General features: G+C 74.2%; 21 protein-coding genes. 10 read left to right on the top strand and 11 right to left on the bottom strand.

Annotation, left to right across the window (positions count from 1 at the left end; genetic code table 11):
• Positions 1 to 390: 390 nt before the first annotated feature.
• Together IGS69_RS18075 and IGS69_RS18070 are read left to right on the top strand one after the other, a co-directional pair.
• Entirely contained in the window at positions 391 to 765 is a 375-nt protein-coding gene (locus IGS69_RS18075; RefSeq protein ID WP_190901046.1) for a DUF6479 family protein, read from the top strand.
• A 54-nt stretch (positions 766 to 819) separates the two neighbouring features.
• Positions 820 to 1308 carry a hypothetical protein gene (locus IGS69_RS18070; RefSeq protein ID WP_190901044.1) on the top strand — a complete coding sequence of 163 codons (489 nt, stop codon included), beginning with the start codon at positions 820 to 822 and terminating at the stop codon, positions 1306 to 1308.
• Here IGS69_RS18070 and IGS69_RS18065 read toward each other — a convergent pair.
• The 3 genes from IGS69_RS18065 to IGS69_RS18055 all read right to left on the bottom strand — a co-directional run bounded on the left by IGS69_RS18065 (position 1302) and on the right by IGS69_RS18055 (position 4982).
• Positions 1302 to 2036: an Ig-like domain-containing protein gene (locus IGS69_RS18065; protein ID WP_190901042.1), complete on the bottom strand. Its 735-nt coding sequence runs from the start codon at positions 2034 to 2036 to the stop codon at positions 1302 to 1304. The genes IGS69_RS18070 and IGS69_RS18065 overlap by 7 nt on opposite strands.
• A gap of 196 nt (positions 2037 to 2232) precedes the next feature.
• Positions 2233 to 3915: a glycoside hydrolase family 13 protein gene (locus tag IGS69_RS18060; RefSeq protein ID WP_190901040.1), complete on the bottom strand. Its 1683-nt coding sequence runs from the start codon at positions 3913 to 3915 to the stop codon at positions 2233 to 2235.
• Positions 3916 to 4007: 92 nt separating this feature from the next.
• Positions 4008 to 4982 (bottom strand): nucleoside hydrolase, encoded by a 975-nt coding sequence (locus tag IGS69_RS18055; RefSeq protein WP_190901038.1) that lies wholly within the window; start codon positions 4980 to 4982, stop codon positions 4008 to 4010.
• Positions 4983 to 5202: 220 nt separating this feature from the next.
• Between IGS69_RS18055 and IGS69_RS18050 the strand changes: the two genes are divergently transcribed.
• The 3 genes from IGS69_RS18050 (at position 5203) to IGS69_RS18040 (ending at position 8160) form a co-directional block, all read left to right on the top strand.
• A complete protein-coding gene (locus IGS69_RS18050) occupies positions 5203 to 5748 on the top strand; it encodes a pyridoxamine 5'-phosphate oxidase family protein (RefSeq protein ID WP_190901036.1) in 546 nt (181 codons plus the stop codon).
• Between the two features lie 379 nt (positions 5749 to 6127).
• Positions 6128 to 7330, top strand: coding sequence for an IS110 family RNA-guided transposase (locus tag IGS69_RS18045; RefSeq protein ID WP_385865423.1), 1203 nt, complete (start codon positions 6128 to 6130; stop codon positions 7328 to 7330).
• A 44-nt stretch (positions 7331 to 7374) separates the two neighbouring features.
• On the top strand, positions 7375 to 8160 hold the full coding sequence (locus IGS69_RS18040) for a hypothetical protein (RefSeq protein WP_190901034.1): 786 nt from the start codon (positions 7375 to 7377) through the stop codon (positions 8158 to 8160).
• Between the two features lie 2 nt (positions 8161 to 8162).
• Here IGS69_RS18040 and IGS69_RS18035 read toward each other — a convergent pair whose 3' ends face one another.
• Positions 8163 to 8960, bottom strand: coding sequence for a GAF and ANTAR domain-containing protein (locus tag IGS69_RS18035; protein ID WP_190901032.1), 798 nt, complete (start codon positions 8958 to 8960; stop codon positions 8163 to 8165).
• 287 nt (positions 8961 to 9247) lie between these two features.
• Complete coding sequence (locus tag IGS69_RS18030; RefSeq protein WP_190901030.1) at positions 9248 to 10591, bottom strand: helix-turn-helix domain-containing protein; 1344 nt, start codon at positions 10589 to 10591, stop codon at positions 9248 to 9250.
• A 129-nt stretch (positions 10592 to 10720) separates the two neighbouring features.
• On the opposite strand from IGS69_RS18030, the gene IGS69_RS18025 reads away from it, so the two are divergent.
• Complete coding sequence (locus IGS69_RS18025) at positions 10721 to 10876, top strand: hypothetical protein (protein WP_190901027.1); 156 nt, start codon at positions 10721 to 10723, stop codon at positions 10874 to 10876.
• A 95-nt stretch (positions 10877 to 10971) separates the two neighbouring features.
• Here the strand turns inward: IGS69_RS18025 and IGS69_RS18020 are convergent, their stop codons facing one another.
• The 5 genes from IGS69_RS18020 to IGS69_RS18000 all read right to left on the bottom strand — a co-directional run bounded on the left by IGS69_RS18020 (position 10972) and on the right by IGS69_RS18000 (position 17885).
• Positions 10972 to 12363 (bottom strand): extracellular solute-binding protein, encoded by a 1392-nt coding sequence (locus IGS69_RS18020; protein WP_190901025.1) that lies wholly within the window; start codon positions 12361 to 12363, stop codon positions 10972 to 10974.
• Positions 12363 to 15089 carry a substrate-binding domain-containing protein gene (locus IGS69_RS18015; RefSeq protein ID WP_232543560.1) on the bottom strand — a complete coding sequence of 909 codons (2727 nt, stop codon included), beginning with the start codon at positions 15087 to 15089 and terminating at the stop codon, positions 12363 to 12365. The genes IGS69_RS18020 and IGS69_RS18015 overlap by 1 nt, the downstream gene beginning before the upstream one ends.
• 3 nt (positions 15090 to 15092) lie before the next feature.
• Positions 15093 to 15428 carry an effector-associated constant component EACC1 gene (locus IGS69_RS18010; RefSeq protein WP_232543559.1) on the bottom strand — a complete coding sequence of 112 codons (336 nt, stop codon included), beginning with the start codon at positions 15426 to 15428 and terminating at the stop codon, positions 15093 to 15095.
• A 124-nt stretch (positions 15429 to 15552) separates the two neighbouring features.
• On the bottom strand, positions 15553 to 16614 hold the full coding sequence (locus IGS69_RS18005; RefSeq protein WP_190901021.1) for a hypothetical protein: 1062 nt from the start codon (positions 16612 to 16614) through the stop codon (positions 15553 to 15555).
• 65 nt (positions 16615 to 16679) lie between these two features.
• A complete protein-coding gene (locus tag IGS69_RS18000) occupies positions 16680 to 17885 on the bottom strand; it encodes a PP2C family protein-serine/threonine phosphatase (protein WP_232543558.1) in 1206 nt (401 codons plus the stop codon).
• Between the two features lie 120 nt (positions 17886 to 18005).
• Here IGS69_RS18000 and IGS69_RS17995 point away from each other — a divergent pair, with 120 nt between their 5' ends.
• Entirely contained in the window at positions 18006 to 18446 is a 441-nt protein-coding gene (locus tag IGS69_RS17995; RefSeq protein ID WP_190901017.1) for a hypothetical protein, read from the top strand.
• Positions 18447 to 18602: 156 nt separating this feature from the next.
• The gene (locus IGS69_RS17990; protein ID WP_232543557.1) at positions 18603 to 19574 is read left to right on the top strand and encodes a hypothetical protein; all 972 of its coding nucleotides are present in this window, start codon (positions 18603 to 18605) and stop codon (positions 19572 to 19574) included.
• Here the strand turns inward: IGS69_RS17990 and IGS69_RS17985 are convergent.
• Positions 19471 to 20817: an aminotransferase-like domain-containing protein gene (locus IGS69_RS17985; protein ID WP_190901015.1), complete on the bottom strand. Its 1347-nt coding sequence runs from the start codon at positions 20815 to 20817 to the stop codon at positions 19471 to 19473. The two genes, IGS69_RS17990 and IGS69_RS17985, sit on opposite strands and share 104 nt — an antisense overlap.
• Before the next feature lie 87 nt (positions 20818 to 20904).
• Here IGS69_RS17985 and IGS69_RS17980 point away from each other — a divergent pair, with 87 nt between their 5' ends.
• Both IGS69_RS17980 and IGS69_RS17975 read left to right on the top strand, forming a co-directional pair.
• Entirely contained in the window at positions 20905 to 21714 is an 810-nt protein-coding gene (locus IGS69_RS17980; protein WP_190901013.1) for an alpha/beta fold hydrolase, read from the top strand.
• Positions 21715 to 21756: 42 nt separating this feature from the next.
• Positions 21757 to 22758: an endonuclease/exonuclease/phosphatase family protein gene (locus IGS69_RS17975; RefSeq protein WP_190901011.1), complete on the top strand. Its 1002-nt coding sequence runs from the start codon at positions 21757 to 21759 to the stop codon at positions 22756 to 22758.
• The last annotated feature ends 43 nt before the right edge of the window (positions 22759 to 22801 follow it).

The raw sequence follows: 22801 nt of genomic DNA, 5'->3' as shown, positions 1-22801 counted from the left end.
ACCCAACGCCCGGCCCCCGGGCAAAGGTTCCGCAAAACGAAACGGAGACCGCCCGCGCCGGTGGAGGCGAGGCTGCCGCCGTCGAGGTCGGTGGACGCGCCGAATCGCCGGAATCCGCGTCGCAAGCGGGAAGGCCGGTCCCGGCTCCCGAGCGGCACACGCGGGGACGCGACGGCCGGGGCCGGCCTTCCTCTGGGCGCAATCTGCCAGTCCGAGGCCCGCGGCGCCTCCCGGGAGGGCCCGAACGGGCCGGGCCGGGCCGGGCGGTGCTGTGATCGATGAGCGCACGCCGACCCTCGCCTGGGGACGGGTGGCGGGGCGTGGGTTGCCGGGCACCTACCGCGGGGCATTCCGGGCGCTTTATCTCATTCCGTCGGCGATACTTGGGGCATGAATACGGCAGCGTATGCAGAACTGGCGGCGTCGTCAGATCACGCGGTCGCCGTGACCATCGCCTTCGTCGGCGGAATGATCGTGGCCTGTGCGCTGATCTGGGCCGTGCGGGTCGGGATGCGGGTCATGGACACGGACACCCATCACCCCGCCCCGGAAGAACAGCCGCACGTCCCCGACGGCGGGCCCGTCCGGGAGATGCGGGAGATGCGGGAGCCCGACGACGTGCCGGTCGTCACGCGCGACGGGCAGCGGCTCATGCCCCACGAGCTCCACCACGCGAGCACCAGGACGGGGAAGGACCAGAAACCGCGCCGCTGGTCGCCGGGGTCCAGTGGATCCTTCGGCGGCGGCGGACTCGGCCGCACCTGAGAGACCCGAAGCCGCGAGGCCGTGAGGCCGTAGAGGAAGGACCAGGGAGGCGACATGGCTGCCCGCCACCGGACCCGCTGGGCGACGGGAGGGGCGGCCTTGGCGCTCGCCCTGTCCGCCGCGCTCACCGGCTGCGGCGGCGACGGCACTCCGTCGGACGCCGCCAGCAAGGCGGAGTCCGCTGTGGGGTCGATCGCCTCGGGGGTCTCCGAGGCGATCGAGTCCGCGACGGCGGAGGCCGGGCGCCGCCTCGACGACATCCAGGACGGCATCGACGTCAAGGACGACGTCCGGGTCGGCACGCCCGTCACCGGCTCCGACGGGCGGGTCCGCGCCGAGGTCACCGTCCGCAACTCCGACGACACCACCCGCTCCTTCGCCGTCCAGGTCGACTTCAAGAACTCCGAGGGCGACCTGGTGGACACCGCCATCGTCACGGTCGACCACGTCCAGGCCGGCGAGTCCGCCACGGCGACCGCCCGCAGCACCCACGACCTCTCCGGTGACGTCCGCGCGGACGTGGCCCGCGCCGTGCGCTACTGACGCCCCGCGCCGGCCTCCGCCGCCACCACGATGTCGATCTGCTCGCTCATCGCACTCACCCCGTTCAGGGCGGCGACCGCCTGAAGCCGGTTGGCGCCCGCCGGGAGGCCGGTGCCGGGGGTGCAGCTCCAGGTGCCGTCGGGGGCGGCGGTGGTCGCGCAGGTCTCCTGGTCTTCCTTGTCGCGGACGGTGACCTGGGCTCCCGGGTGGGCGGTGCCGGAGACCTCCGGCCGGGCGGCCAGCGGTACACCGGACAGGGGATGGGTCAGGGTCGGCGAGGCCAGGCCCACGGTCACCGAGCACCGGCCGACGGCCCGCGGCACGCCCCGGGCGTCGGTGAGGCGCAGCGAGCAGTCCCGCAGCCGGGTGCCCGGGACGGCGTCCGCGGGCACGGCCAGTACGAAGGGGAGCACGCCGTCCGGCCCGGGCACCCCGCCGGTGACGGTGTACGCGGCGCTGCGTCCGTCGGCGGCGACCGAGCCGCGGTAGCCGGACGCGTCGAGGGGTGCGCCGGTCACCCGCGTGCCCCGGGGTGCGATCAGCGTCAGCGTCACGCCCTCGGCGCCCTCCGGGACACCCGCGACCTCGACGATGCCCTCCCGTCCGGGTGCGATCGTCGCCGCCCCCCACAGCCCACCGTCCCGGGCTGCCGCGGGCGCCCCGGGGACCGCGAGCACCCCCGCCACGACACCCCCCACCACGGCTGCTGTCCTGCTGTACCTGTTCATCGCGGGCGGGGCTCCTTGTCCGTGTCCGGCCGTCGAAGACACTCCGCCGACGATTCTCACGGCGGTCCGTAACGACGGCACGCCCGACTGATCCACGCGAGTGTCCCCACGCCCTGAGGGGCACGGGGCTGTGCCGGTCTGCGGCTCCGCCGCGGGGCGCGACCGGCCCCCACACCGCCGCAGCCAAGGAACGACCTCACCGGCCCAGCCACACCGTCGTGTCCGGCCCCACCCGCCCGTCCTCCAGCGGCGCACTGCTCAGCAGCACCTCACCCGCCGGCAGCTCGACCGCCCTGCCCGACAGGTTCGTGACGCACCGCCACCCCTCGCAGCGGTCGAACCGGAGCACGCCGGCCGGGGCGTCCGCCGCCCAGGTCAGCTCCTCCCCGTCGAGGAGCTTGCGGCGCAGCCGCAGGGCCGTGCGGTACAGCTCCAGGGTCGAGCCCTCGACGCCGTCCTGCGCCTCGACGGCGTAGGCGGCGAAGGCGGGCGGCTGCGGCAGCCAGGCGCCGCCGGGCCCGAAGCCGTACGACGGTCCGGTCATCGTCCACGGCAGTGGCACCCGGCAGCCGTCGCGGCCCTTGCGGACGTGGCCCGTCTGCTCCCAGATCGGGTCCTGGAGGACCTCGGTGGGCAGGTCGGCGACCTCGGGCAGGCCGAGTTCCTCGCCCTGGTAGACGTACGCCGAGCCGGGCAGCGCCAGCATCAGCAGGGTCGCCGCGCGGGCCCGGCGCAGCCCGGCCGCCTCGTCGACGGCCGGGGCTCGGCCGCCGGAGAGCAGCCAGGCGTCGGGGTCGGTGCCGTGCGGCAGCGAGAGGCGGGAGGCGTGCCGTACGACGTCGTGGTTGGACAGCACCCAGGTGGCCGAGGCGCCCGCCGCCCGGGCGGTGGCGAGCGAGCCGGTGATGACCTGCCGGAGTTCCTCCGCGTCCCAGCCGGCTTGCAGGTACTCGAAGTTGAAGGCCTGGCCCAGTTCGTCCGGGCGGGCGTACAGCGCACGCCGGGCGCCGGGCACCCACGCCTCGGCGACGGCCATGCGGGGCGGGCGGTAGGCGTCGAGGATCTTGCGCCAGTCGCGGTAGATCTCGTGCACGTCGTCGCGGTCGTAGAAGGGGTGGGTGCCGGGCGGCATCGTGCTGAGGGCCTCCTCGCCGCTCAGCTCGGGGGCGCCGAGGTCGCGCAGGGGTTCGCTCAGGTCCTTGGCGAGGGCGTGGGCGACGTCGACGCGGAAGCCGTCGACCCCGCGGTCGGACCAGAAGCGCAGGGTGGTGCGGTGGTCGGCGCGGACCTCCTGGTTCTCCCAGTTGAGGTCGGGCTGCTCGGGGGCGAACAGATGGAGGTACCACTGGCCGTCGGGGACGCGCTTCCACGCGCTGCCGCCGAAGACGGACTGCCAGTCGGTGGGCGGGAGTTCGCCGTGTTCACCGCGTCCGTCGCGGAAGACGTAGCGGTCGCGGGCCGCCGAGCCGGGTCCGGCGTCCAGGGCCTCCTGGAACCAGGCGTGCCGGTGCGAGGAGTGGTTGGGCACGATGTCGACGATGACCTTCAGGCCGAGGCGGTGGGCCTCGGCGACCAGGGCGTCGAAGTCGTCGAGGGTGCCCAGGCGCGGGTCGACGCCCCGCGGGTCGGCGACGTCGTAGCCGCCGTCGGCGAGTTCGGAGGGGTAGAAGGGGCTCAGCCACAGGGCGTCGACGCCCAGGGCGGCGAGGTGGGTGAGCCGGCGGGTGATGCCGCGCAGATCACCGAGTCCGTCGCCGTCGGCGTCGGCGAAGCTGCGGGGGTAGACCTGGTAGACGACGGCCTGGCGCCACCAGTCGGGGTCACGGGACGACAGGTCGAGGGTGGAGCGATCGGTCACGCGGTCTCCTTCGCAGGGCATACGGGCGACAGCATTGAATCTGTCCAGAATGCCGGAAAAAGGAACCATCGCGCCGATCGGAGCAGTCCATTCCTGTTGTGAGAATCGGTGGATCACCTCTCGACCGTCGCCAGATACAGCTTCACGTAGCGCTCCACGTCCACGTCCGACCCCACGTCGACCAGCGGCTGCTCGCGCGTGCCCTCGTGCAGCTCCGCCTCGCCGGGCCGAGGCCGGCGGTCCACGATCGTCATGCCGCGCGTCGGCCCGGGCGCGAGGGAGACCTCCACCGGGAGGCGGTGGGTCGTCAGGCCCTCCGGGTCGACGACCGCGCACACCGCGCCCGCGTCGCCGAGGCCGCCGGACGTCTCGGAGGGGTCGTCGGGACGGCTGTCCGGATGGGCCGGACGGTGCGCGAGCAGCTCCCCGGCCAGCCGCGCCCCCGGTTCGCCGCTCGCCCGCAGCCTCCGCACATCCGCCGCGGGGACCACGACCCGGGTGAACACGTCCAGCCCGTACATCGTGATCGGCACCCCGGCGGTGAGCAGGATCGCGGCGGCCTCCGGGTCGTGCCAGACATTGAACTCCGCGACGGGCGTGGCGTTCCCGACGGCCGCCGCGCCGCCCATGAAGACGATCCGCTCGATGTTGCCGACGACCTCCGGATGCGTGCGCAGGAGCAGCGCGATGTTGGTGAGGGGAGCCGTAGGGATGAGGGTCACCGGGCGCGGGGAGGCGAGGATCTCGCGCCGCAGCAGCGTCACCGCGTCGACGTCGGCGGGCCCCCGGGACGGCTCCGGCAGGCCCAGGTCGCCCATGCCGTCGTGCCCGTGCACGTGCCGCGCCGAGCGCGGAGCCTCGATCAGCGGCCGCTCGGCGCCCCGGGCGACGGGGATGTGGGGAGCGCCGGCCTGCTCCAGCACGGTCAGGGTGTTGCGGACGACGCCGTCGACGTCGGTGTTCCCGGCCACGCAGGTGATCGCGCGCACGTCGAGCGCCGGGTGCCGTACGGCGAAGAGCAGGGCGAGGGCGTCGTCGACACCGGTGTCGCAGTCGATGATCACCGGGATGGGCTGACCGTCCGGCACGGCGGGGACTCCTTCCAGTGGCTGCGCGGGAAAGCTCCGCAGCAGCGACCCTACGACCTGGACGACCGCCCGTTGCCGGTCCCCGACGGCTCAGGACCGGCGTACCGCCGACCGGCTCCCCTGCGGATCGCGGCCGGACCGGCCACACGAACGGACGCGGCGATGATTCCGGCCCCGCCGGACGGTCGTTACGGGCAGGAGACGAGGAAGGGGTCCCGCCATGCCCGCACAGCAACCGACGACCGAGCTCGACGCCCGTTACAGCTCCGCGCTCAACCCCCGCCCAGGTGCCGCGGAGGTCACCGCGACCGCCTGGGCCGAGGCGCAGGGGCGACTGGAGGCCGCCGAGATCTTCTGGGTGTCCACCGTGCGGCCGGACGGCCGGCTGCACGTCACGCCCTGCATCGCCGCCTGGCACGACGGGGTGCTGTACTTCTCCACCGGCCGTACCGAGCAGAAGGCGAAGAACCTCACGCACGACGCCCACTGCGCGCTGACCACCGGGGCGAACTCCCTCACCGACGGGCTCGACCTCGTCGTCGAGGGCACGGCCGAACCGGTCGCCGACCGGGAGCGCCTGGAGGAGGTGATCACGGCGTACGAGACGAAGTACGGCCCGCACATCACCTCCCCCGAGGGCACCTTCCACGGCATCGGGGACGCGTTCCGCGGCGGCGAGGCGGTGGTGTTCGCGTTGGCCCCGGACACGGCGTACGGCTTCGGCCGGGACAACGGGGTGTACAGCCACACGCGCTGGACGTTCTGAGACCGGCAGGAGTGGGTGTCGCGGTCCGGTCACCCGGACGGCCCGTATCGCTGGTGGGCGGGCGGTCGCGGTGGTGCCGTAAGAGCACTTACCCGATCTTGGAGAGCCCGCCCCCGCACGAAGGCGCCTCCATGAGCCCCCCCATTACCGTCTTCGTAGCCCCGCAACGGGGTTACCGGCCTTCGGAGTTGGCATGACTACCTCCCCTTGTCGAGTGCATGGCCTGGGGGGTGGTGTCACCAGCTCCGGAGGCACTGACAGACCGCTGATTAGGGGCATGACCACCGACTTCTTCGCAGGTCGGGAGGCTCTTCGTAATGTGGATGTGGCGATCAGTGCCGTGGCAGGGCCGGACGAGTACGACCGGAGGACACCGCACGTGATCGACACCGGCGACATCGACGTCTACCTCGGCCTGGACGTCGGCAAGGGCGAACACCACGCCACCGCGCTCACCCCGGCCGGGAAGAAGACCTTCGACCGTAGACTGCCCAACAGCGAACCCAAACTCCGCGAGGTCTTCGCCAAACTGCAGGCCAAGCACGGCACCGTTCTCGTCATCGTCGACCAGGTCGCCTCCATCGGCGCCCTGCCGCTGACCGTCGCCCGCGAGCTCGGCTGCCATGTCGCCTATCTGCCCGGCCTGACCATGCGGCGGATCGCCGACCTCTACCCCGGCGAGGCAAAGACCGACGCGAAGGACGCGTTCATCATCGCCGACGCCGCCCGGGCAATGCCTCACACGCTGCGGTCGGTCGACCTCGACGACGAGACGATCGCCGAGCTGCAGATGCTCGTCGGCTTCGACGACGACCTCGCCGCCGAAGCGACTCGCCTGTCCAACCGGCTGCGGGGCCTGTTCACGCAGATCCACCCGCATCTGGAACGGGTCCTGGGCCCGCGCATGCAGCACCCGGCCGTGCTCAGGCTGCTGGACCAGTTCGGCTCGCCGGCCCAGATCCGCAAGGCCGGACGCCGACGGCTCGTCACCCTGATCCGGCCGAAGGCGCCCAGGATGGCCGAACGGCTGATCGACGACGTGTTCTCCGCGCTGGACGAACAGACCGTCGTCGTCCCGGGCACGGATGCGGCCGCGCTGATCGTCCCCAGCCTCGCCTCCTCGCTCCAGGCCGTGCTCGACCAGCGCAAACTGCTGGCCCACCGGATCGAGGAACTCCTGGAGGCCCACCCTCTTTCCAAGGTCCTGATGTCCATGCCCGGCATCGGCATCAGGACCGGAGCCCGCATCCTCATCGACGTCGGTGACGGCACCGCGTTCCCGTCCGCCGCCCACCTCGCCGCCTACGCCGGCCTCGCTCCGGCGACCCGGACCTCCGGGTCCTCCATCCGCGGGGAACAGCCCTCACGGAGAGGAAACAAGCAGCTCAAACGCGCCTTCTTCCTCTCCGCGTTCGCCGCACTGGCCGACCCGGCCTCCCGCACCTACTACGACAAGAAGATCGCCCAGGGAAAGCACCACACCCAGGCCATCCTCTGCCTCGCCCGACGCCGAGCCGACGTGCTCTTCGCGATGCTCCGCGACGGCACCTTCTACCAACCACCAACCCCGACCACCCCTTGACCAAAGTCATAGGGGCACCCCCCCCGCCCGCAGGAGGCACTCCGATGACCCGTCCCCCGGCCACCCGTGCCCTCCTGGCCTCCGCGCTGTCCGTGACCGCCCTGCTGGCCACGGCCGGCTGCTCCGTCGGCGACGAGCCGAGGCCCCGGTGGTTCTCCGCCTCCGCGTCCGCGACCGCCGTGTCACCCGCCGTCGAGCAGCCCGCCGGTTCCGGGGCCGCCCTCACCGAGGCGCAGGCCCGGGCGGCCCTGGTCACCGAGGCCGATCTGGGGGAGCCGTGGGCACCGAGCCGGGGCGCGCGCACCTGGCGGGACGGACTGCTCAAGGCCGGCACGGAGGACCGGGACTGCCAGCGGCTGCTGGACGCCCTCTACACGGAGGAGCCCTTCGGCGCCCCGAAGGGCCCGCAGGCGTCGTCCGCGCTCGACGACGGCGACACCGACGCCCAGTTGCACTACCGGGTCACCGCCCACCCCCCGGCCGACGTGGACCGCACGCTGGACTGGATGAGGTCGCTGCCCGGCAGGTGCGGCCAGTTCACGGCCTCGACGACCCGCGGCGGCGTCCAGGGCGTGGAGGTCAGCGACCTGCCGCTGCCGCCGGTGGGGGACGCCCGGCAGGCCCTGCGGGTCACGCTGGCCGGCGAGACGGAGGAGGGGGAACTGACGTACCTGACGGTCGATCTCGCCGCCGTACGCGTCGGCGAGGAGACGATCACCCTCACCAACGCGGGCCTCGACGAGGTGTACGAGGAGGTCACCCAGCACGCCGTCCAGCTCGGGGCGCAGCGGCTCGCGGAGATCAGGAAGCAGGGGCGGGCGCAGATCTGACGTCAGCGGTCGAAGCGCGTGCGGTGGGCGATCACGTCCCGTGCGACGTCCAGGGCCGTACGCCCGCGGGCGAAGGCGTCCGCCCGCAGGCGTGCCAGCGCGTCGTCCGCGCCCGCGCCGAGCTGCGCCATGATCATGCCGACGGCCTGGTAGATCTCGTCGTGGTCGGAGGCCAGGCCGCTCAGCCAGTCGTCCTCGCCGCCCTGCGTTTCCGGCTCGTCGCCGTGCGGCAGTGCCATCAGGGCCACGGTCATCACGCCGGCCACGATCCGGGCCACGTGCAACTGCCGGTCCGTGAGGGCCCCGGGGCGGTCGCGGTACAGGTCGAGCGTGCCGACGCACGCCCCGCCGCTGCCCAGCGGGACCGCGTACACGGCCCGTACCCCCGCCTCCGTCGCCTGCTGGGCGAAGACCGGCCAGCGTCCCGCGTCGCGGCCGGTGGTCAGGTCGCAGGCGAGCACGGGCGCGCCGTCCTCCACGGCGCTCTGGCAGGGACCGTCGCCCAGCGTCGCCTGGATCTGCGACAGGTGCGCGGCCTGCGGGCTGCTCGCGCTCAGCTGCACGGGCATGCCCTCGCTGCGCAGCGACACACTCGCGCCGATCACCGGCAGCAGCTCCACCGCCACCTCGCACAGCCGCCCCGGGACCTCTCCGGGCTCGGCACCCCGTACGCCCCTGGCGATCACGTCGGCGGCCAGGGCCCCGTCCGGGTCCCGGTCACCCCCGGTGCGGCCGTGGCCCTGGTCGCCGTCGTCGCCGTCGGAGGCGCCTCGGGGATCGTCCCTGGGCCACACGACCACCGCCTCCTTCGATCACGCGGCCGACCGCAACACGTGACCACGACACGTGACCACGACACGTGACCACGACACGCGACCGCACCCGGGCCCGGTGCCCGCCCGGCACCGGGCCCGGCACCCGCCCGGTCACTCCGAGCCCTTCCGGAACCGTGCCCCGACTACCCGTTGCAGGTGGGGCAAAACCACCGGGCGGGGCGTCGCCGTCAGGGACGGGGCCTTCATCGGTCTCGTGACCGTCACCGCCTCCCCGACCGTCACCGCCCTCGTGGCTTACGGGACCTGTTTTCTCAGAGAGGAGGCTGTGCGGGCGCGGGTCCGAGAGTGGTGGTGCCGGGGGCCGTGCGGTGCCCGAGGCCCGTCCGGTAGGCGTCCAGGGCCGCCTCCACCCGCCCGGTCCGCCGCAGCAGGTCCCCGAGCAGCCGGCACAGGTCGGCCAGGTCACCGGCGGCGCCCGCCCGTTCCAGCAGGCTCAGGGCGCGGACGTAGTGCTCCTCGGCGTCCTCCGTGCGGCGGGCGTCCTCGGCGATGATGCCGAGCAGGCGGTGCGCGGCGGCGGAGTGGACGGCGCCGCGCTCGGGGGACAGGTGCCCGAGGACGTCGTGCAGCAGGGCCGCAGCCTCGTCGGACCGGCCGCGCCGGTGCAGCACGTCGGCGAGCTCCACGGCGACCTGGCTGCTGTAGAGGGCGGCGCGTCTGGCCGACAGCATGCCGAGGGCCTGCCGCAGCTCGTCCTCGGCGCGCTCCAGCTGGCCGTCCTGGGCGTAGACGTAACCGCGCATCCAGTGGCAGTTGGCGAGCTCGGTGCGGATCTGCAGGTTCCGGTACAGCTCGGCGGCCTTGGCCAGGGAGGCGTCGGCCTCGGCGAGACGGCCCTCGGCGACCAGGGTGCGGGCGACGGACCGGTGCATCCGGGCGACCAGGGCGGGGTCGTCGGACCGGGGGGCGAGGGCCAGGGCGAACTCGGCGGCCTGGGCGGCCCGGGCGTGGGCGCCCATGTCCATATAGGGGCCGATGGCGCTGGCGTAGAGCAGGAGGAGAGCGTCCGGGTCGTGCAGGCCGCCGCGGTTGAGTTCGTCGAGGGTGGTCTCCAGCAGATAGACGGCGTAGCGGAGTTCACCGGCGAGGTAGTGGGCCACGGCACGACCGCGCAGGGCGGGGACCCGGGCGGGCAGCGGGTCGCCGGCCAGACACTCCTCCGCCCGCTCGAAGTACTGCCGGCCGGCCACGAGCTCGCCCGTCTCCAGGGCGCACTCGCCGAGCCCGAGCAGCGCGGCGGACTGCTCCGCGGCCAGGTGGTTCGCCTCGGCCTCGACGAGCAGCTCGGCGTAACTCCCGGCCGCCGCCTCGGCCTCGCCGAGGGCGAGGACGCGCCGGGCCTCGGTCAGCCGCAGCCGCAGTCCGGTGACGAGCCGGGCGGAGTGCCCGCCGGCGAGCTCGTCGAAGGCGACGCCGAGGCGTTCCGCGAGGTGCCGCAGGGCGTCGTCCGAGGGGCGCACCCGGCCGGACTCCAGGGTGGAGATGTAGGCCGGCGTGTACACGGGCTCCGCCAACTGCCGCTGAGTCAGCCCGCGTTCCACACGCAACCGCTGCACCCGGCGACCGATGGTGCCCGGATCGTCACGCTCCCCCACGCCAACTCCCCCTGTGCCTCTTGCCGTTCGACCGGTACTGCCCCTAGGTTAAACGGAGTGTTAAGCCCCATTGTCGAACGTGCTTAATACGTTGCCACCGTAGTCGCCCGCCCCAGTTGCGAGGTCGCCGTGCTCGAACGCACACGCACCGCCGAGCGGTACGCCCGAGGCTTCACCGCAGCCCTCGTGGCCGTGGCGACCCTCCTGCTCGCGGCGAACGCGGGCCCGGCGAAGGCAGCCGAGACACCGGAGGCCGGACCACGGACAGTCGCCGACTCCCGGTGATCGCAAGGCGCAGAGCGCAGAGCGCTGAGCGCAGGGACCTGACCTGACATACGTCGCTCATCCGTGTGCGGGTGGAGTGTGCCGGCCTGCCCGGGTCAACCGGGTAAGACCCTGCTCAGTGCCTCGTCAAGGCGTTTCGCCACCTGCACGTCACCCACCGAGTGAGGGCCGTACAGGGCGTCCAGTTGGGTGATGAGGGTCTGCGTGACGGCGCCGTACAGGGGCGTGCGGGGGCGCTGAACGGCCTTGCTCAGGGCGGGCAGCAGGATGTCCCGGGAGTAGCTGAGGCCGCCCGCCAGCCGGTCGGGTGCCTTGAGTTCGGCACTCTCGCCGGTGGGTGACGCCGAGGCGCTCTCGGAGTACGCGGCGGCGTGCCGGCACTCCGGGGTGTTGCCGGCAGCCCGGTAGGCCGACGTGCGGGTCGCGGCGAACCCGGCGCGCAGCAGGCAGCGTTCGCTGTCCGGGTCGGTCAGGAACGCGATCAGCTCGGCGGCCTTCGCTGCGCGCTGGTCGGAGGTGGAGGAGGTGACGGCCAGGTTCTGGCCCCCGAGCACCGCCTTGCCGGGCAGCCGGGTCACACCGAGGTCCCCCTTGAACGTCTCGTACAGGGCCGGGTAGACGTACGGCCAGTGGCGCAGGAAGGTCGTGCGGCCCTCCGCGAAGGCGCTGAGCGACTCGGCCTCGCGGGACCCGGTGGCCTCCCCGTACAGGTACGACGGCGCCGTGCGCTCCCGCAGTTCGGCCACCCCGGCCGTCAACTGCGCCTCGTCGGCGGCGTACCGGCCGTCCCGGTCGGTCAGTGCGAAGTCCGGGACGGCGGAGGCGAACGCCTCGATCGCGTTGACCGTCCGGCCCTCGTAGGCGGCGAGCTGCGTGGTCCACCCGTCCTCGTAGCCCGGCTGCCTCGGGCGGTCGTTGACGACGTCGATGAGTTCCCGCAGGACGTCCCAGGTCACGCCGCGGCCCAGGTCGGTCCGGTAGGTGCCGGCCTTCCGCAGGTGGTCCTTGCGGTAGTACAGCAGGCCGACATCGCTGTTGAAGGGGACCGCGTACCGCTTCCCGTCCCAGAACGACGTGCTGTCGACGGACCGGATGATGTCGCCGGGCGCCTTCACCGCCGCGCCGGTCAGCGGGCGGATCAGGCCCGCGGCGGCGAACTCCGGGATCCAGGTCACGTCCAGGTTCACCACGTCGTACTCGGCCCCGCCCGACTGGAGCGCACCGAGCAGCTGGCTGCGCTGCTGGTCTGCGGAGCCGGGGAGTTCCACCAGGCGGGCCCGGTAGCCGTGTTCGCCCTCCTTGGCGTTCCAGGCGTCGATGAGCTGCTGACGGATGCCGTTCTTCCCGGTGACGTCCTGGCCGCTGGCCACCACGATCCGGGGCGGGTCGGCGCCCTGCGGCTGCTCCCGGGTGTCCTGGCCGGTGCAGGAGGTGAGCGCGAGCAGGGACAGCAGCGACAGTGCGGCGGCCGTCAGGCGGCGGGCCATCATTCCTCCCCCATTCCGGTGCGGGCGACCTCGTCGTGCACGTCCGGCACGAGGTCGTCCCCGACGTCCAGGCAGCGGCCCCGGCCGGCCTCGGCGATGCGCGGGGCGGGGCGGCCCTGGTCGCAGCCGGAGCTGCTCAGGGACACCATGGCCACCGGGACGCCCGCGTCGCGGGCCCGGTCGAGGACGTCGTCGAGGGCCTTGCCGGCCAGGCGGCCGTCGTCCTCGCCGTCGGTCAGGTGGACGATCAGCTGCGGCCGTTCGTCGTCGGAGCCGCGCTCCCGCATGAACTCCAGGGCGTCCCGCAGGGCGCCGGACGGATCGGCCTCCGCGTCCCGGACCTCGGCCTTGTCCAGGGCGTGTTCGGCGGCGGAGCGCTCGTGCGTGCCGAAGGGCAGGAGTTCGGTGTGCGTGCGGTCGCCGGTGCCGTGCACCGCCCATACGCCGTATTCGTCCTCCCCGCCGAGCCCGGGCAGGGTCTGCTTCAGGATGCCCGGGCCGCCGCTGGAGCCGTCCCACCGGCCGGCCATCGAGCCGGAGCTGTCGAGCAGGAACAGGACCCGGCCGGGGCCGTGCGCGTTGCCGTACCGCTCCAGTGCCCGTTCCATTGTCGAGGGGTCGGCCCGCCCGGCGGGGCGGACGGACTCGGTCAGGCCCTCTGGGGCCGACGCTTTGTCGAGCAGGCCGCGTTCACCGGTCGCGGATCTGAAGCCGTGCTCGCCGAGCACCGCCCGGCCGTCCGCCCCGGTCAGCCAGGTGCGGAAGCGGTTCACCGCGTCGTCGCGCGCCTCGGCGTCCCGGTCGCCGTCCTCCCAGCGCACCCGCACGAACGCCGGTTCCAGACCGGGCACGTCGTCGGGGTAGGCGGCGACGCGCGGGACGCGGGTGGCCGGGTGGCAGCCGATGCCCGTCTTCAGCAGGAACTCCGGTACCAGTGCGGCACTGCGGCCGTCCACCGCGTGGTCGCCGGGCAGCGTGCACAGCAGCCGCGCGGCCGAGGGCTCGGGCCGTGCGGTGCGGGCGAGGCGCAGCTCGGCGGCGCGGGCGTCGGCCGCACCGCGTGCCCCGGGCTCGTCGCCGTACAGGCCCATCGTGGCCAGCAGGGCCGAGTCGGTGGACTCCGGGTCGGAGCGGTGCAGTTCGGTCGTGGCGTCGGCCTGTTCCAGGTCGGCGAGCAGCTCGGCCAGCGACCGGCCGGTGGGGGCGAGACCGGCGCCGCGTGCCTTCGGTACGGCCAGCACGACCGGCGAGTACGCGAGGGGCCCGTCCTGCGGCTCCAGCCGGGCGAAGACGCGGTCCTGCCGGGCCGCGGCCGAGGTGACCCGGTCGACGTCGGCGCGGGTGGCGGGGATCCACACGTCCGGCTGCGGGCCGATGTCCCGCTGCGGGTTGTCGTCCTCGCGGGGCTGCTGCCAGGCGTCGGTCCGCTCGCCCAGCGCGGTCACCACGGCCGCGGCACCGGCGCTGTTGACGGTGACGCCGCTGCGCCGGCAGCCGTCGCCGGTGGTGTTGGCGTCCGAGGCGACGTAGGCGTCGGCCGCCGCACGGGTGACCGGCTCCAGGTCAAGGTCGGTGAGGACGCGCAGTTCCAGGGGCGGCCCGCAGGGGGCGGATTCGCCGGTCAGCGCCAGGATGCCGTAGCCGCCGGCGCCGGTGGCGAGCAGGGCGAGCAGCACGGCCGAGGCCATACGGCCGGACGGGGCAGGACGCTTTCGGCGACGGGCCTGCCGGGCACCGGTCTTTCGGACACCGGCCTTCCGGTCACCGGCCTTCCGGGCCCCAGCCTTCCCGGCGCCGGCATTCCGGGCGCCAGCCTTCCCGGCCCCAGCCTTCCCGTCACCGGCCCTCCCATCACCGGCCCCCCGGTCTCCGGCCCCCCGGTCACCGGCCTCCCGGCCGCCAGCGAACACCCCCCGGAGCCAGGTGAACCAGCTGCCGCCCGATGAGTCGGATTCGGTCTCCGTGGAGCCCGGCCCCGCCGCCAGCAGGACGTCCGCTTCCGGGTCCCAGGGGGGCGCCAGCGCCTGCGGCCGCTGCGGATCGTCGTCCTCCGCCCGGTACTTCGCCGCGGCCATCCGCTCCTTCACCGCGGCGTACAGCCCGGACAGCCACACCTCGCCGCCCGCGTCGAGGGCATGGGTGAGTTCACGGGTGAAGGGTGTCGCCACGTCCGCGTCCCCGCCCAGGATGCAGCGGTTGGGCTGCACGCTCATCAGCAGCAGGATCTTGTGCTTCTTGCGCTTGGGATCGTCGAAGCGGTGCCAGATCCCCGCGGCGTTGCCCGCGTAGCAGCAGTCGAGGATCACCACGACCTGCTCGGCGTTGCTCTCGGCGAGTTCGGCCAGCACCTGGCTGAAGCTCACCGAGCCGGGCAGCCCGTGGCCCGTGAGCACGCGCGCGGTGCGCATCTGGAGGTGCAGTTCGCTGCCGGAGGTGGAGGTGACGGCGTGCCCGGCGAAGTAGAGCAGCAGCAGCCCCCTGGCCTCGCGGCAGGCGCGGCGCAGCGCACCCGTGAAGTCGTCCGGGGCCGGGGAGGCCAGGGTCCGCACCTCGCCCGCGCCGAACACCCCGCCCCGGTGCAGCGCGTCCTCGAGGGCCGTCCGGTTGTGCCGCACGGCCGGGAGCTGCCCGGCGACGCCCTGGGGATCCGGTGCCGTGTGGTCGTATTCGGACACACCGGCCAGCAGCGCCCGGTTGGCCTTGCCGCGCGGGTCGAAGCGGCTCACCGCCTACTCCCCGTCGGGGTCCAGTGGGCGGATCTGCGGATCGGGATCGCCGCCCTGCAGCCGGCGGCGGTTGTTCGTCCAGGTCTTCACCGCGCGTGCGGTGTACTCGGTGAGCGCCGCGAGCGTGACGACGTCACCGAGGATCTCCAGCACGAGTTCGAGGTCGGGCCCGAGGCGTCCCGGGGTTCCGTCCGTGCCGGTCCGCTCCTCGATGCGCAGATGCCGGCCGGAGAGCAGTTCCTCCAGCGGCTCCTCGCGTTTCAGCCACGTCTTCAGAGCTCTGACGTCGTCCACGGTGGCGCCGGCCCCCAGCCGGACGCGCACGCCTAAGACAGCCACATGGTCCCCCTCTGTCATGCCCGCCATCATGACACCGGGTCAGGCCCCGGCGGCAGACCCGTGACGTGACCTGCGCACGCGATCCCACGCCCCCTTCACGCCACGCGCACACGGCGCACGCGACTCAGCCCTGGGTCTGCAACTGCCTCAGCTGGCGCTGCACATGGTCCAGTGCTCCTTCGCGCCGCCCGGGCACCCGCCCGCGCAACGCGGCGAGTGAGGCGCCCAGTTCACGGGCGGGGGCGGGGTCGTGGACCTGGCCCCACTGGTGGTGGGCCCGGTCCACGGCGGCCTCGACGGCGGGGGCGTCCGGCGCCTGCCCGGCGTTCAGACGGGCGGTGGCGATCATCAGCCAGGTGCGGCAGCTGCGGGCGGCGTCCCCGGCGAACATCGCCAGGTCGGCCCGTACCTCGGCCCAGTGCAGGGCCTCTTCGGAGGCGGGCCCGTGCGCGGTGACGGCCGCCTGCTCGTGTCGGGCGGCGAGCGCGTCGGCGTCCGCGTGCCGGCCGGACCGGACGGCGGCGGAGAGGGCGGCGTGCGGATCGCCGCCCGTCGGGCCGGACGTGCTCAGCACCAGGTCCGTGGCCGCGCTCTCGGGCGCGATCCGGGTCAGCGCCTGCTGGTGCAGCTGCTCGACGGGCGGCCGGAGTCCGCTGCGCAGGATCGTCGCGACGGCCTTCATATACGCCGGGACCGCGACCGTGCGCCGGGACGGCGGGGGCGCGATGCGACCGTGAACGGCGTTGCCGCGCCCCGAGTCCAGCGGGGTGCTCCGCAGCAGCTCCCAGGTCTCGGCGTCGGCATGCAGGTCGAGCAGCAGGGTCGTGGCGCCGGCCGGTCTGAGCCGCAGTTCCTCCCGGAACCAGTGCCAGGGGAAGGCCGTGTAGCGGGCGGTGGAGGCGGTGGTGCGGGCGAGCGCCAGGTGGGGCAGGCGCTGCCGGCGGTCGAGCTGGAGCTGCCCGGTGACGTACACGGTGAGGGGCCCGGGGGCCGCGGCGGCGGCGCGCAGCCGGGTGAGGACGGCCTGCGGCTCGAGTGGGTCGGCGAGTTCGACGACGTTCGCGGTGTCGGTGCCGGAGAGCACCGCGGGCGGTACGGCGGCGAGGACGGGGAGCACCGAGGCGGCGTCGACCAGGCGCCCCCTGCCCACCGGCGAGGCCGCCAGCAGCAGCACGGTTCCGGGCATCGCCCCACCCCCTGTGTCGATCACGTACGTCAGCACCGTAACCGCTGCGGCTGCAAAGGTGGGTCTCAGGACCGCAAACGTCCGCCTTCGGGGGCTTCGGCCCCGGGTCTCCTGCGGACGGTGAACACCGTGGTGTCGTCGGCCAGACGCCCACCGCCGTGCCGCAGTGTGCCGTCCCGTACGAAGGCGGCGAGCCGGGCCGGTTCGGCGGTGCCGGGGTCCTCGGCGACGGCCCGGGTCACCTCGTCGGCGAGCAGGTAGAAGGCCCCGGTGCCGTCGCGGGCCTCGGTCACGCCGTCCGTGACCAGCAGCAGCGTCTCGTCGGCGGAGATCCGCCACCGCCGGATCTCCGGCGGGCCGGGCGCGAGCCCCCGGAAGCCGAGCGGCAGCCCGGCCCCGGCCGACAGGGTGCGCACCCCGGCAGGCCCGACGGCGAGCGGCGGTTCGTGCCCGAACAGCACCACGTCCACCGCCTCCGTCTCGTCGTCGGGGAAGGCGAGCAGGACGGCCGTGGCGAACCGGTCGCCGTCGGAGCGGCCGAGCGCGACGGTGTGCCCGCGGTGCCGGATCATCCGCGTCTCCAGCCGCTCGGCGACCGTCACCAGTTCCGTCTCGTGGTACGCGGCCTCACGGAACGCGCCGAGCAGCGCGGCCGCCGCCTCCACCGCCCCCAGGCCCTTGCCCTGCACGTCGCCGACCAGCACCCGGGTGCCGTGCGGGCCGGGCTGGATGTCGTAGAAGTCGCCGCCGACGCGGGCGTCGGCGTCGGCGGTGAGATACACACCGGCGTGGTCGAGGCCGCCCCAGCCGGCCGGCAGCGGGCGCAGCACGGTACGGCGGACGGTGTCGGCGACGTCGCTCATGTGCAGCGCGCGGTTCTCGTCGCGCACGCGGATCGCGCAGGCCAGGGTGGCGAGGATGCCGCCGAGGGCGACGAGGACGAAGTCGGCGCGGCCCGCCCGGTACTCGTGCGGCCAGGCGCTGTCGGCGACGGCGTACGTCACCAGGGAGAGGACGGCGAAGAGGGCCGTCCCCCACACCCCGCAGAGCGAGGCGGCGATGGCGGGCACCAGCACGATCCAGGAGATCATGCGGAACTCGCCGATGGTGTGGTAGTCGGCCACGGCGATGGCGACGAGCAGCAGCAGCGGCGGCACCCAGGCCACGCTGTGCCCCCGCACCCGCAGCAGTTCCTGCCGCCGCACGACGTCGCGGCGTCCGGCCCGCGCGTGCCGGACGAGCGGGCCCTGGCCCTCGCGGTGGCGGCTCACGGCCCCAGCGAAACACGGGCCCGCACCGGTCGCATCCCGTTCCCCCGTGCCGCCGACTTGCCAGCAGCTGCCCGCAGGTGTGCCCTGGTTCCAGGGGCAGGGACAGAGAGGAGAGCTGTCATGGCTCATGCGGCACCCGCCTCACGCAGGATGATCACGCCACGTCGCCGGCCCGATGTCTTCGGCGCGCGGACCCACCTCGCCGTGAAGGTCGGCCTGCCCCTGGTGCTCGGGCTCACCTACGGCTACTGGGCCGCGGCCATCCGGCGCGACGCCGGGCCCATCACGGGCTGGAACCTGCTGTTCGGCTTCGTCACGGCGCTCGTGTTCGCCGCGCTGTTCGCCGCCGTGTGCGCGGTGGCGCCGCTGCTGCGCCGCGAACTGCACGCGCTGTGCTGGTTCGTCTTCGCGGGCGCTGCGACGGGCTTCCTGTACAGCCAGTCCGGTGCGTCCGTGCTCAGCTCCAGCGGCCTGGGGCTCGTGGTGGGGGCGGCCGTCTTCGCGATGGTGTTCTACCGCTACTACACGCACGAGGACGCCCAAGGCCGGCGCATCGGCTGAACCGGAACCGGACCGGGGCACCCGTTCGGGGGAGCCCGGCACCGGAGCCGGGCTGCCCCGTTTCCCGCAGGTGGAGAGCCGTTCGGCACGGTGGACGGCCGGGCGGAGGGCGTCGCAGCGCTCGCGGGCCGGGCCCGGGGCCCGTTGCCTGGAAGGGTGTCCGAGCACGACCGGGCGCCCCGCCCCGAGAAGGCGCCCCCACGAGCGCGGAACGTCCTGTCGGGCGTTCTGCTCACCCTCGCGTGCCTGCTGCTGCCGTTCGCGGCGCTCGCGTCCTGGGCGGCCCACGGGCTCACCGACACCGGCCGCTACGTGCGGACGATGGCGCCGCTCGCCGCCGACCCGGACGTGCGGCACGCGGTGGCGGAGGCCATGGGCGACGGTGTCATGCGGGAGGCGGGGCGGCGCGAGATCGACACCGGGCCACTGCGCGGGGCGGTCGGGCCCTTCGTGCACGACGCGGCCCGTTCCTTCACCCGCACCGAGGCCTACCGCGTGGCCTGGGACGCGGCGAACCGGGCCGTGCACGACGCGGTGCTGCGCGCCCTGCGCGACGACGGCGCCCGCGGAGCCCCGGTCACCGTCGACGCCGCTCCCGTCATCGCCCGGGTGAAGCAGCAATTCTCCGACGACCACGTGCCGTTCGCCCATCGCATCCCGGTCACGCACACGCGGATCCCGGTGCTGCCGGCCGAGGACGTGGACCGACTGCGCAAGGGGTACCACGTGCTGGACACCGCCGCCTTCTGGCTGCCGCTGGCCGCCGCCGTCCTCGCTCTCGCCGCGATCGCCGTCGCCGCGTCCCGCCGCCGCGCGGTCACCGCCCTCGGCCTGGGCACGGCCCTGGGCGGCGCGCTGCTGGTCCTCGCGGTGGCGATCGGCCGCCGCCTCACCCTCGCCGACCTGCCGGACGCCCTGCACCGCCCGGCCGCGGGCGCCGTCTACGACGCCCTCACCGCCACCCTGCGCACGGTGTCCTTGCTGCTGTGCCTGCTGGGGGTGGCGGTGGCGGCCGGTGCCTGGGTCACGGGCCGGTACGGTCCCCGGCTCGCCGCTCGGCGACATGCGCGAGGGTCCGCAGTGCCCGTCGCAGATCCGGTTCCGGAGCCGACGCGAGCCCGACCCTGACGGCGTCGGGCGTGTGCCCGGGGGCGACGGCGAAGGCGGGACCGGGGGTGACGGCGATGCCGTGGGCCGCGGCGGCGGCCGTGAAGGTGTCCGCGCGCCACGGCGCGGGCAGTTCCCACCAGGCGAAGTAGGCACCCGGGTCGGACCGCACGGTGAAGCCCGCCAGTTCCTCGGCGAGGATCCGCTGCCGCCGTGCCGCGTCGGCCCGTTTGGCCGCCACCAGCCGCGCCACCGTCCCCTCCCCGGCCCACCGCACGGCCGCCTCGAGCGCGAACCGCCCCGCGTTCCAGCCGCCCGACCGCACGGCCCGGGCCGCGGCGTCGACCCGGTGCGGCGGCACGACGAGGAATCCCGCGGTGAGCCCGGGGGCGACCCGCTTGGAGAGCCCGTCGACGACGTGGGTGAGGTCCGGGGCGTGCGCGGCCAGCGGATCACCGGTCTCCCGGAGGAAGGACCAGATGCGGTCCTCCACCACCGGCAGGTTCAGGTCGTGGACCAGCTGGGCGAGGTGCAGCAGCCGCGGCCTGCTCGTCGTCAGGGACGTCGGGTTGTGCAGCGTCGGCTGCACGTAGAGGGCGGACAGCGGCGCCGAGCGGTGCGCGGCCGCCACGGCCTCCGGGAGCAGCCCGGACGCGTCCTGGGCCAGCGGCACCAGCGTGATGCCGAGCCGCGCCGCGATCTCCTTGACCAGCGGATACGTCAGCTGCTCCACCCCGACCCGGCCGCCCGGCCGGACCAGCGAGGCCAGCACGGCGGCGATGGCCTGCCGGGCGTTGCCCGTGAACAGCAGCCGCTGCGGAGCGGGGCGCCAGCCCGGGGTGGCGAGCAGCGTGGCCGCGGCCTCCCGGGCGGCCTCGGTGCCGGTCGCGGCGGCGGGTAACAGCGCCTCGGCCAGCACGTCGGGGCGCAGCAGTGGCGCGAGGACGGGGGCGAGCAGCTCCGGCTGGCCGGGCGTGGACGGGTAGTTGAGCTCCAGGTTGACGGGCGCGGTGGCCGGGCCGGGCTCGGTGAGCGCCTGCCCGGCCGGGCCGTCCGGTGCGGCCCGTACGAAGGTGCCGCGCCCGACCTCCCCGACGACCAGCCCGCGCCGCACCAGTTCGCCGTACACCCGCCCGGCCGTCGACGGGGCGATGCCCCTCCGCCGGGCGAACGCCCGCTGCGGCGGCAGCCGTTGACCCGGCCGCAGCCGCCCGGTGGCGATGTCGTCGGCGATGCGGTCGGCGATGCGCCGGTAGTCGTTCATCGGCCGGTCTCCCCCTTGGACCCCTGGATTGCACCGAGAGCAAAGATCTTATTGCACCGAGTAGTTGGGCGGCCTAGGGTCGACGTCATGGCACCCTTCCTCGCATATGAGGACAAAGGCCCCGACACGCATCGGGTACCCCTGGTCCTCGTCCACGGCCACCCCTTCGACCGCACGATGTGGGCCCCGCAGCTCGAGAGGTTCCCGGGTACCCGCCGGGTCGTCGCACCCGACCTGCGTGGCTACGGCGCCTCCCCCACGACCCCGGCCGTCGCGGACTTCTCGGGATTCGCCCGGGACATCGAGGCCCTGCTGGACGACCTGGATGTCGAGTCGTTCGTCCTGGCGGGCCTGTCGATGGGCGGGCAGATCGTCATGGACTGCTACCGCCTGTTCCCCGAGCGCGTCCGCGGCCTGGTCCTCGCGGACACCTTCCCGGCGGCGGAGACCCCAGAGGGCGTGCGCACCCGTGACGCCATGGCGGACCGCCTCCTCGCCGAGGGCATGCGCGGCTACGCCGACGAGGTCCTGGAGCGGATGGTCGCCCCGTACGCGTCCGCCGAGGTCAAGGCGCATGTGCACGGCATGATGACGGCCACCGCCCCCGAGGGCGCCGCCGCGGCCCTGCGCGCCCGGGCCCGCCGCCCCGACTACACCGCCCTGCTGCCGCGCGTCCGCGTCCCGGCCCTGGTCGTCGTGGGAGCGGACGACACCTTCACGCCCGTCTCCGACGCCCTGGCCCTGCACGCGGCCCTCCCGGACGCGGAGCTGCACATCGTCGACGGCGCGGCCCACCTGCCCAACCTGGAACGGCCGGAGGTGTTCGACGCCGCGCTGGAGGAGTTCCTGACCCGGGTCGATGCCCGGCAACCTTCCCCCGCCCCGCCCCGTCTTTGAGGGAGGATTCGGGCACCCCACCCGCGAACGGAAGGCCGGGCCTTGGACACCGCCGCTGCCGAGTGGACCGCCAGGGACGACGGGCGCGAGCACCGCCCGCCCGGACGGCGGTCCGGCGCCTGGTGTGCCGGCCTGCTGTTCGCCGGGGTGAGCGTCATCGTCGGCTTCCGGGCCGCCGACAGCGACGGTTTCACCCCCGTCCCCCAGTTCCTCGCCTTCCTCCCCTGGCTGCTCGTCCCCACCGCCGCCGGGCTGCTGCTCACGCTGCTGTCCCGCTGGTGGACCGGGACGGTGTGGGGCGTGATCCTGCTCGGCATGCTGGCCTGGTTCATCGAGCCGTACGGCACGGTCGACGACCCCGCGGGCCGGCCGGTCGCCGAACTGCGCGTGCTGACCTCCAACGTCGAGTTCGGCCAGGGCACCGCCTCCCTCGTCACCGCCGTCCGCCGCGAGAAACCGGACGTGCTCTTCGTGGAGGAGTGCGACTACGACTGCGACACGCTGCTGAAGCGGGACCTCTCCCCGGACTATCCGCACCGCCGGGCCGTGGAGGGCGGCGGCTCCGAGGGCTCCGTCATCCTCAGCCGCTTCCCGCTCCGGCCCACCGAGGGCGTGCGCGGCACGCTGGGCATGCCCGGGGCGGTCGCCGACGTCGACGGGCACGCCGTACGGCTGCAACTCGCCCACCCCATGCCGCCGCTGCCCGGCCAGGTCGACCTCTGGCGCCACGAGCTCGGCGCGCTGCGCGACGCGGCCCGCACCGACCCGGGCACCCCCCTGGTCCTGGCCGGCGACTTCAACGCCTCCCAGGACCACGCCGCCTTCCGGCGCATCCTCGACACGGGCCTGCGCGACGCCTCCCGCCTGGACGGCGCCGACCGCACGGTCACCTGGCCGGCCCGGACGGCACCCACACTCGGCGCGCAGATCGACCACGTGCTGGTGTCCGAGGACTTCGGGGCGAGCCGCACCCGCATCCTGGACCTGGCCGGCACCGACCACCGCGCGGTCGTCACGGACCTCACGCTGCACGAAGGGCGCTGACCCGGGCCGGGTGCGCGCAGACGGACACGGCCGCCCCGCACAG

This window comes from Streptomyces tuirus, from assembly GCF_014701095.1.
GTDB lineage: Bacteria > Actinomycetota > Actinomycetes > Streptomycetales > Streptomycetaceae > Streptomyces > Streptomyces tuirus.
The sequence above is the reverse complement of the archived record's forward strand: the minus strand, read 5'-3'. Positions and strand labels throughout refer to the sequence as shown.

Bases quoted from the DNA above. Each gene is read 5' to 3' on its own strand.
- IGS69_RS17980 (WP_190901013.1), top strand. From the start codon at position 20,905: ATGGCACCCTTCCTCGCATATGAGGACAAAGGCCCCGACACGCATCGG.
- IGS69_RS17985 (WP_190901015.1), bottom strand. From the start codon at position 20,817: ATGAACGACTACCGGCGCATCGCCGACCGCATCGCCGACGACATCGCC.
- IGS69_RS18060 (WP_190901040.1), bottom strand. From the start codon at position 3,915: ATGCCCTGCGAAGGAGACCGCGTGACCGATCGCTCCACCCTCGACCTG.
- IGS69_RS18020 (WP_190901025.1), bottom strand. From the start codon at position 12,363: ATGGCCCGCCGCCTGACGGCCGCCGCACTGTCGCTGCTGTCCCTGCTC.
- IGS69_RS18040 (WP_190901034.1), top strand. From the start codon at position 7,375: ATGACCCGTCCCCCGGCCACCCGTGCCCTCCTGGCCTCCGCGCTGTCC.
- IGS69_RS18075 (WP_190901046.1), top strand. From the start codon at position 391: ATGAATACGGCAGCGTATGCAGAACTGGCGGCGTCGTCAGATCACGCG.
- IGS69_RS17995 (WP_190901017.1), top strand. From the start codon at position 18,006: ATGGCTCATGCGGCACCCGCCTCACGCAGGATGATCACGCCACGTCGC.
- IGS69_RS18050 (WP_190901036.1), top strand. From the start codon at position 5,203: ATGCCCGCACAGCAACCGACGACCGAGCTCGACGCCCGTTACAGCTCC.
- IGS69_RS18070 (WP_190901044.1), top strand. From the start codon at position 820: ATGGCTGCCCGCCACCGGACCCGCTGGGCGACGGGAGGGGCGGCCTTG.
- IGS69_RS18005 (WP_190901021.1), bottom strand. From the start codon at position 16,614: ATGCCCGGAACCGTGCTGCTGCTGGCGGCCTCGCCGGTGGGCAGGGGG.
- IGS69_RS18065 (WP_190901042.1), bottom strand. From the start codon at position 2,036: ATGAACAGGTACAGCAGGACAGCAGCCGTGGTGGGGGGTGTCGTGGCG.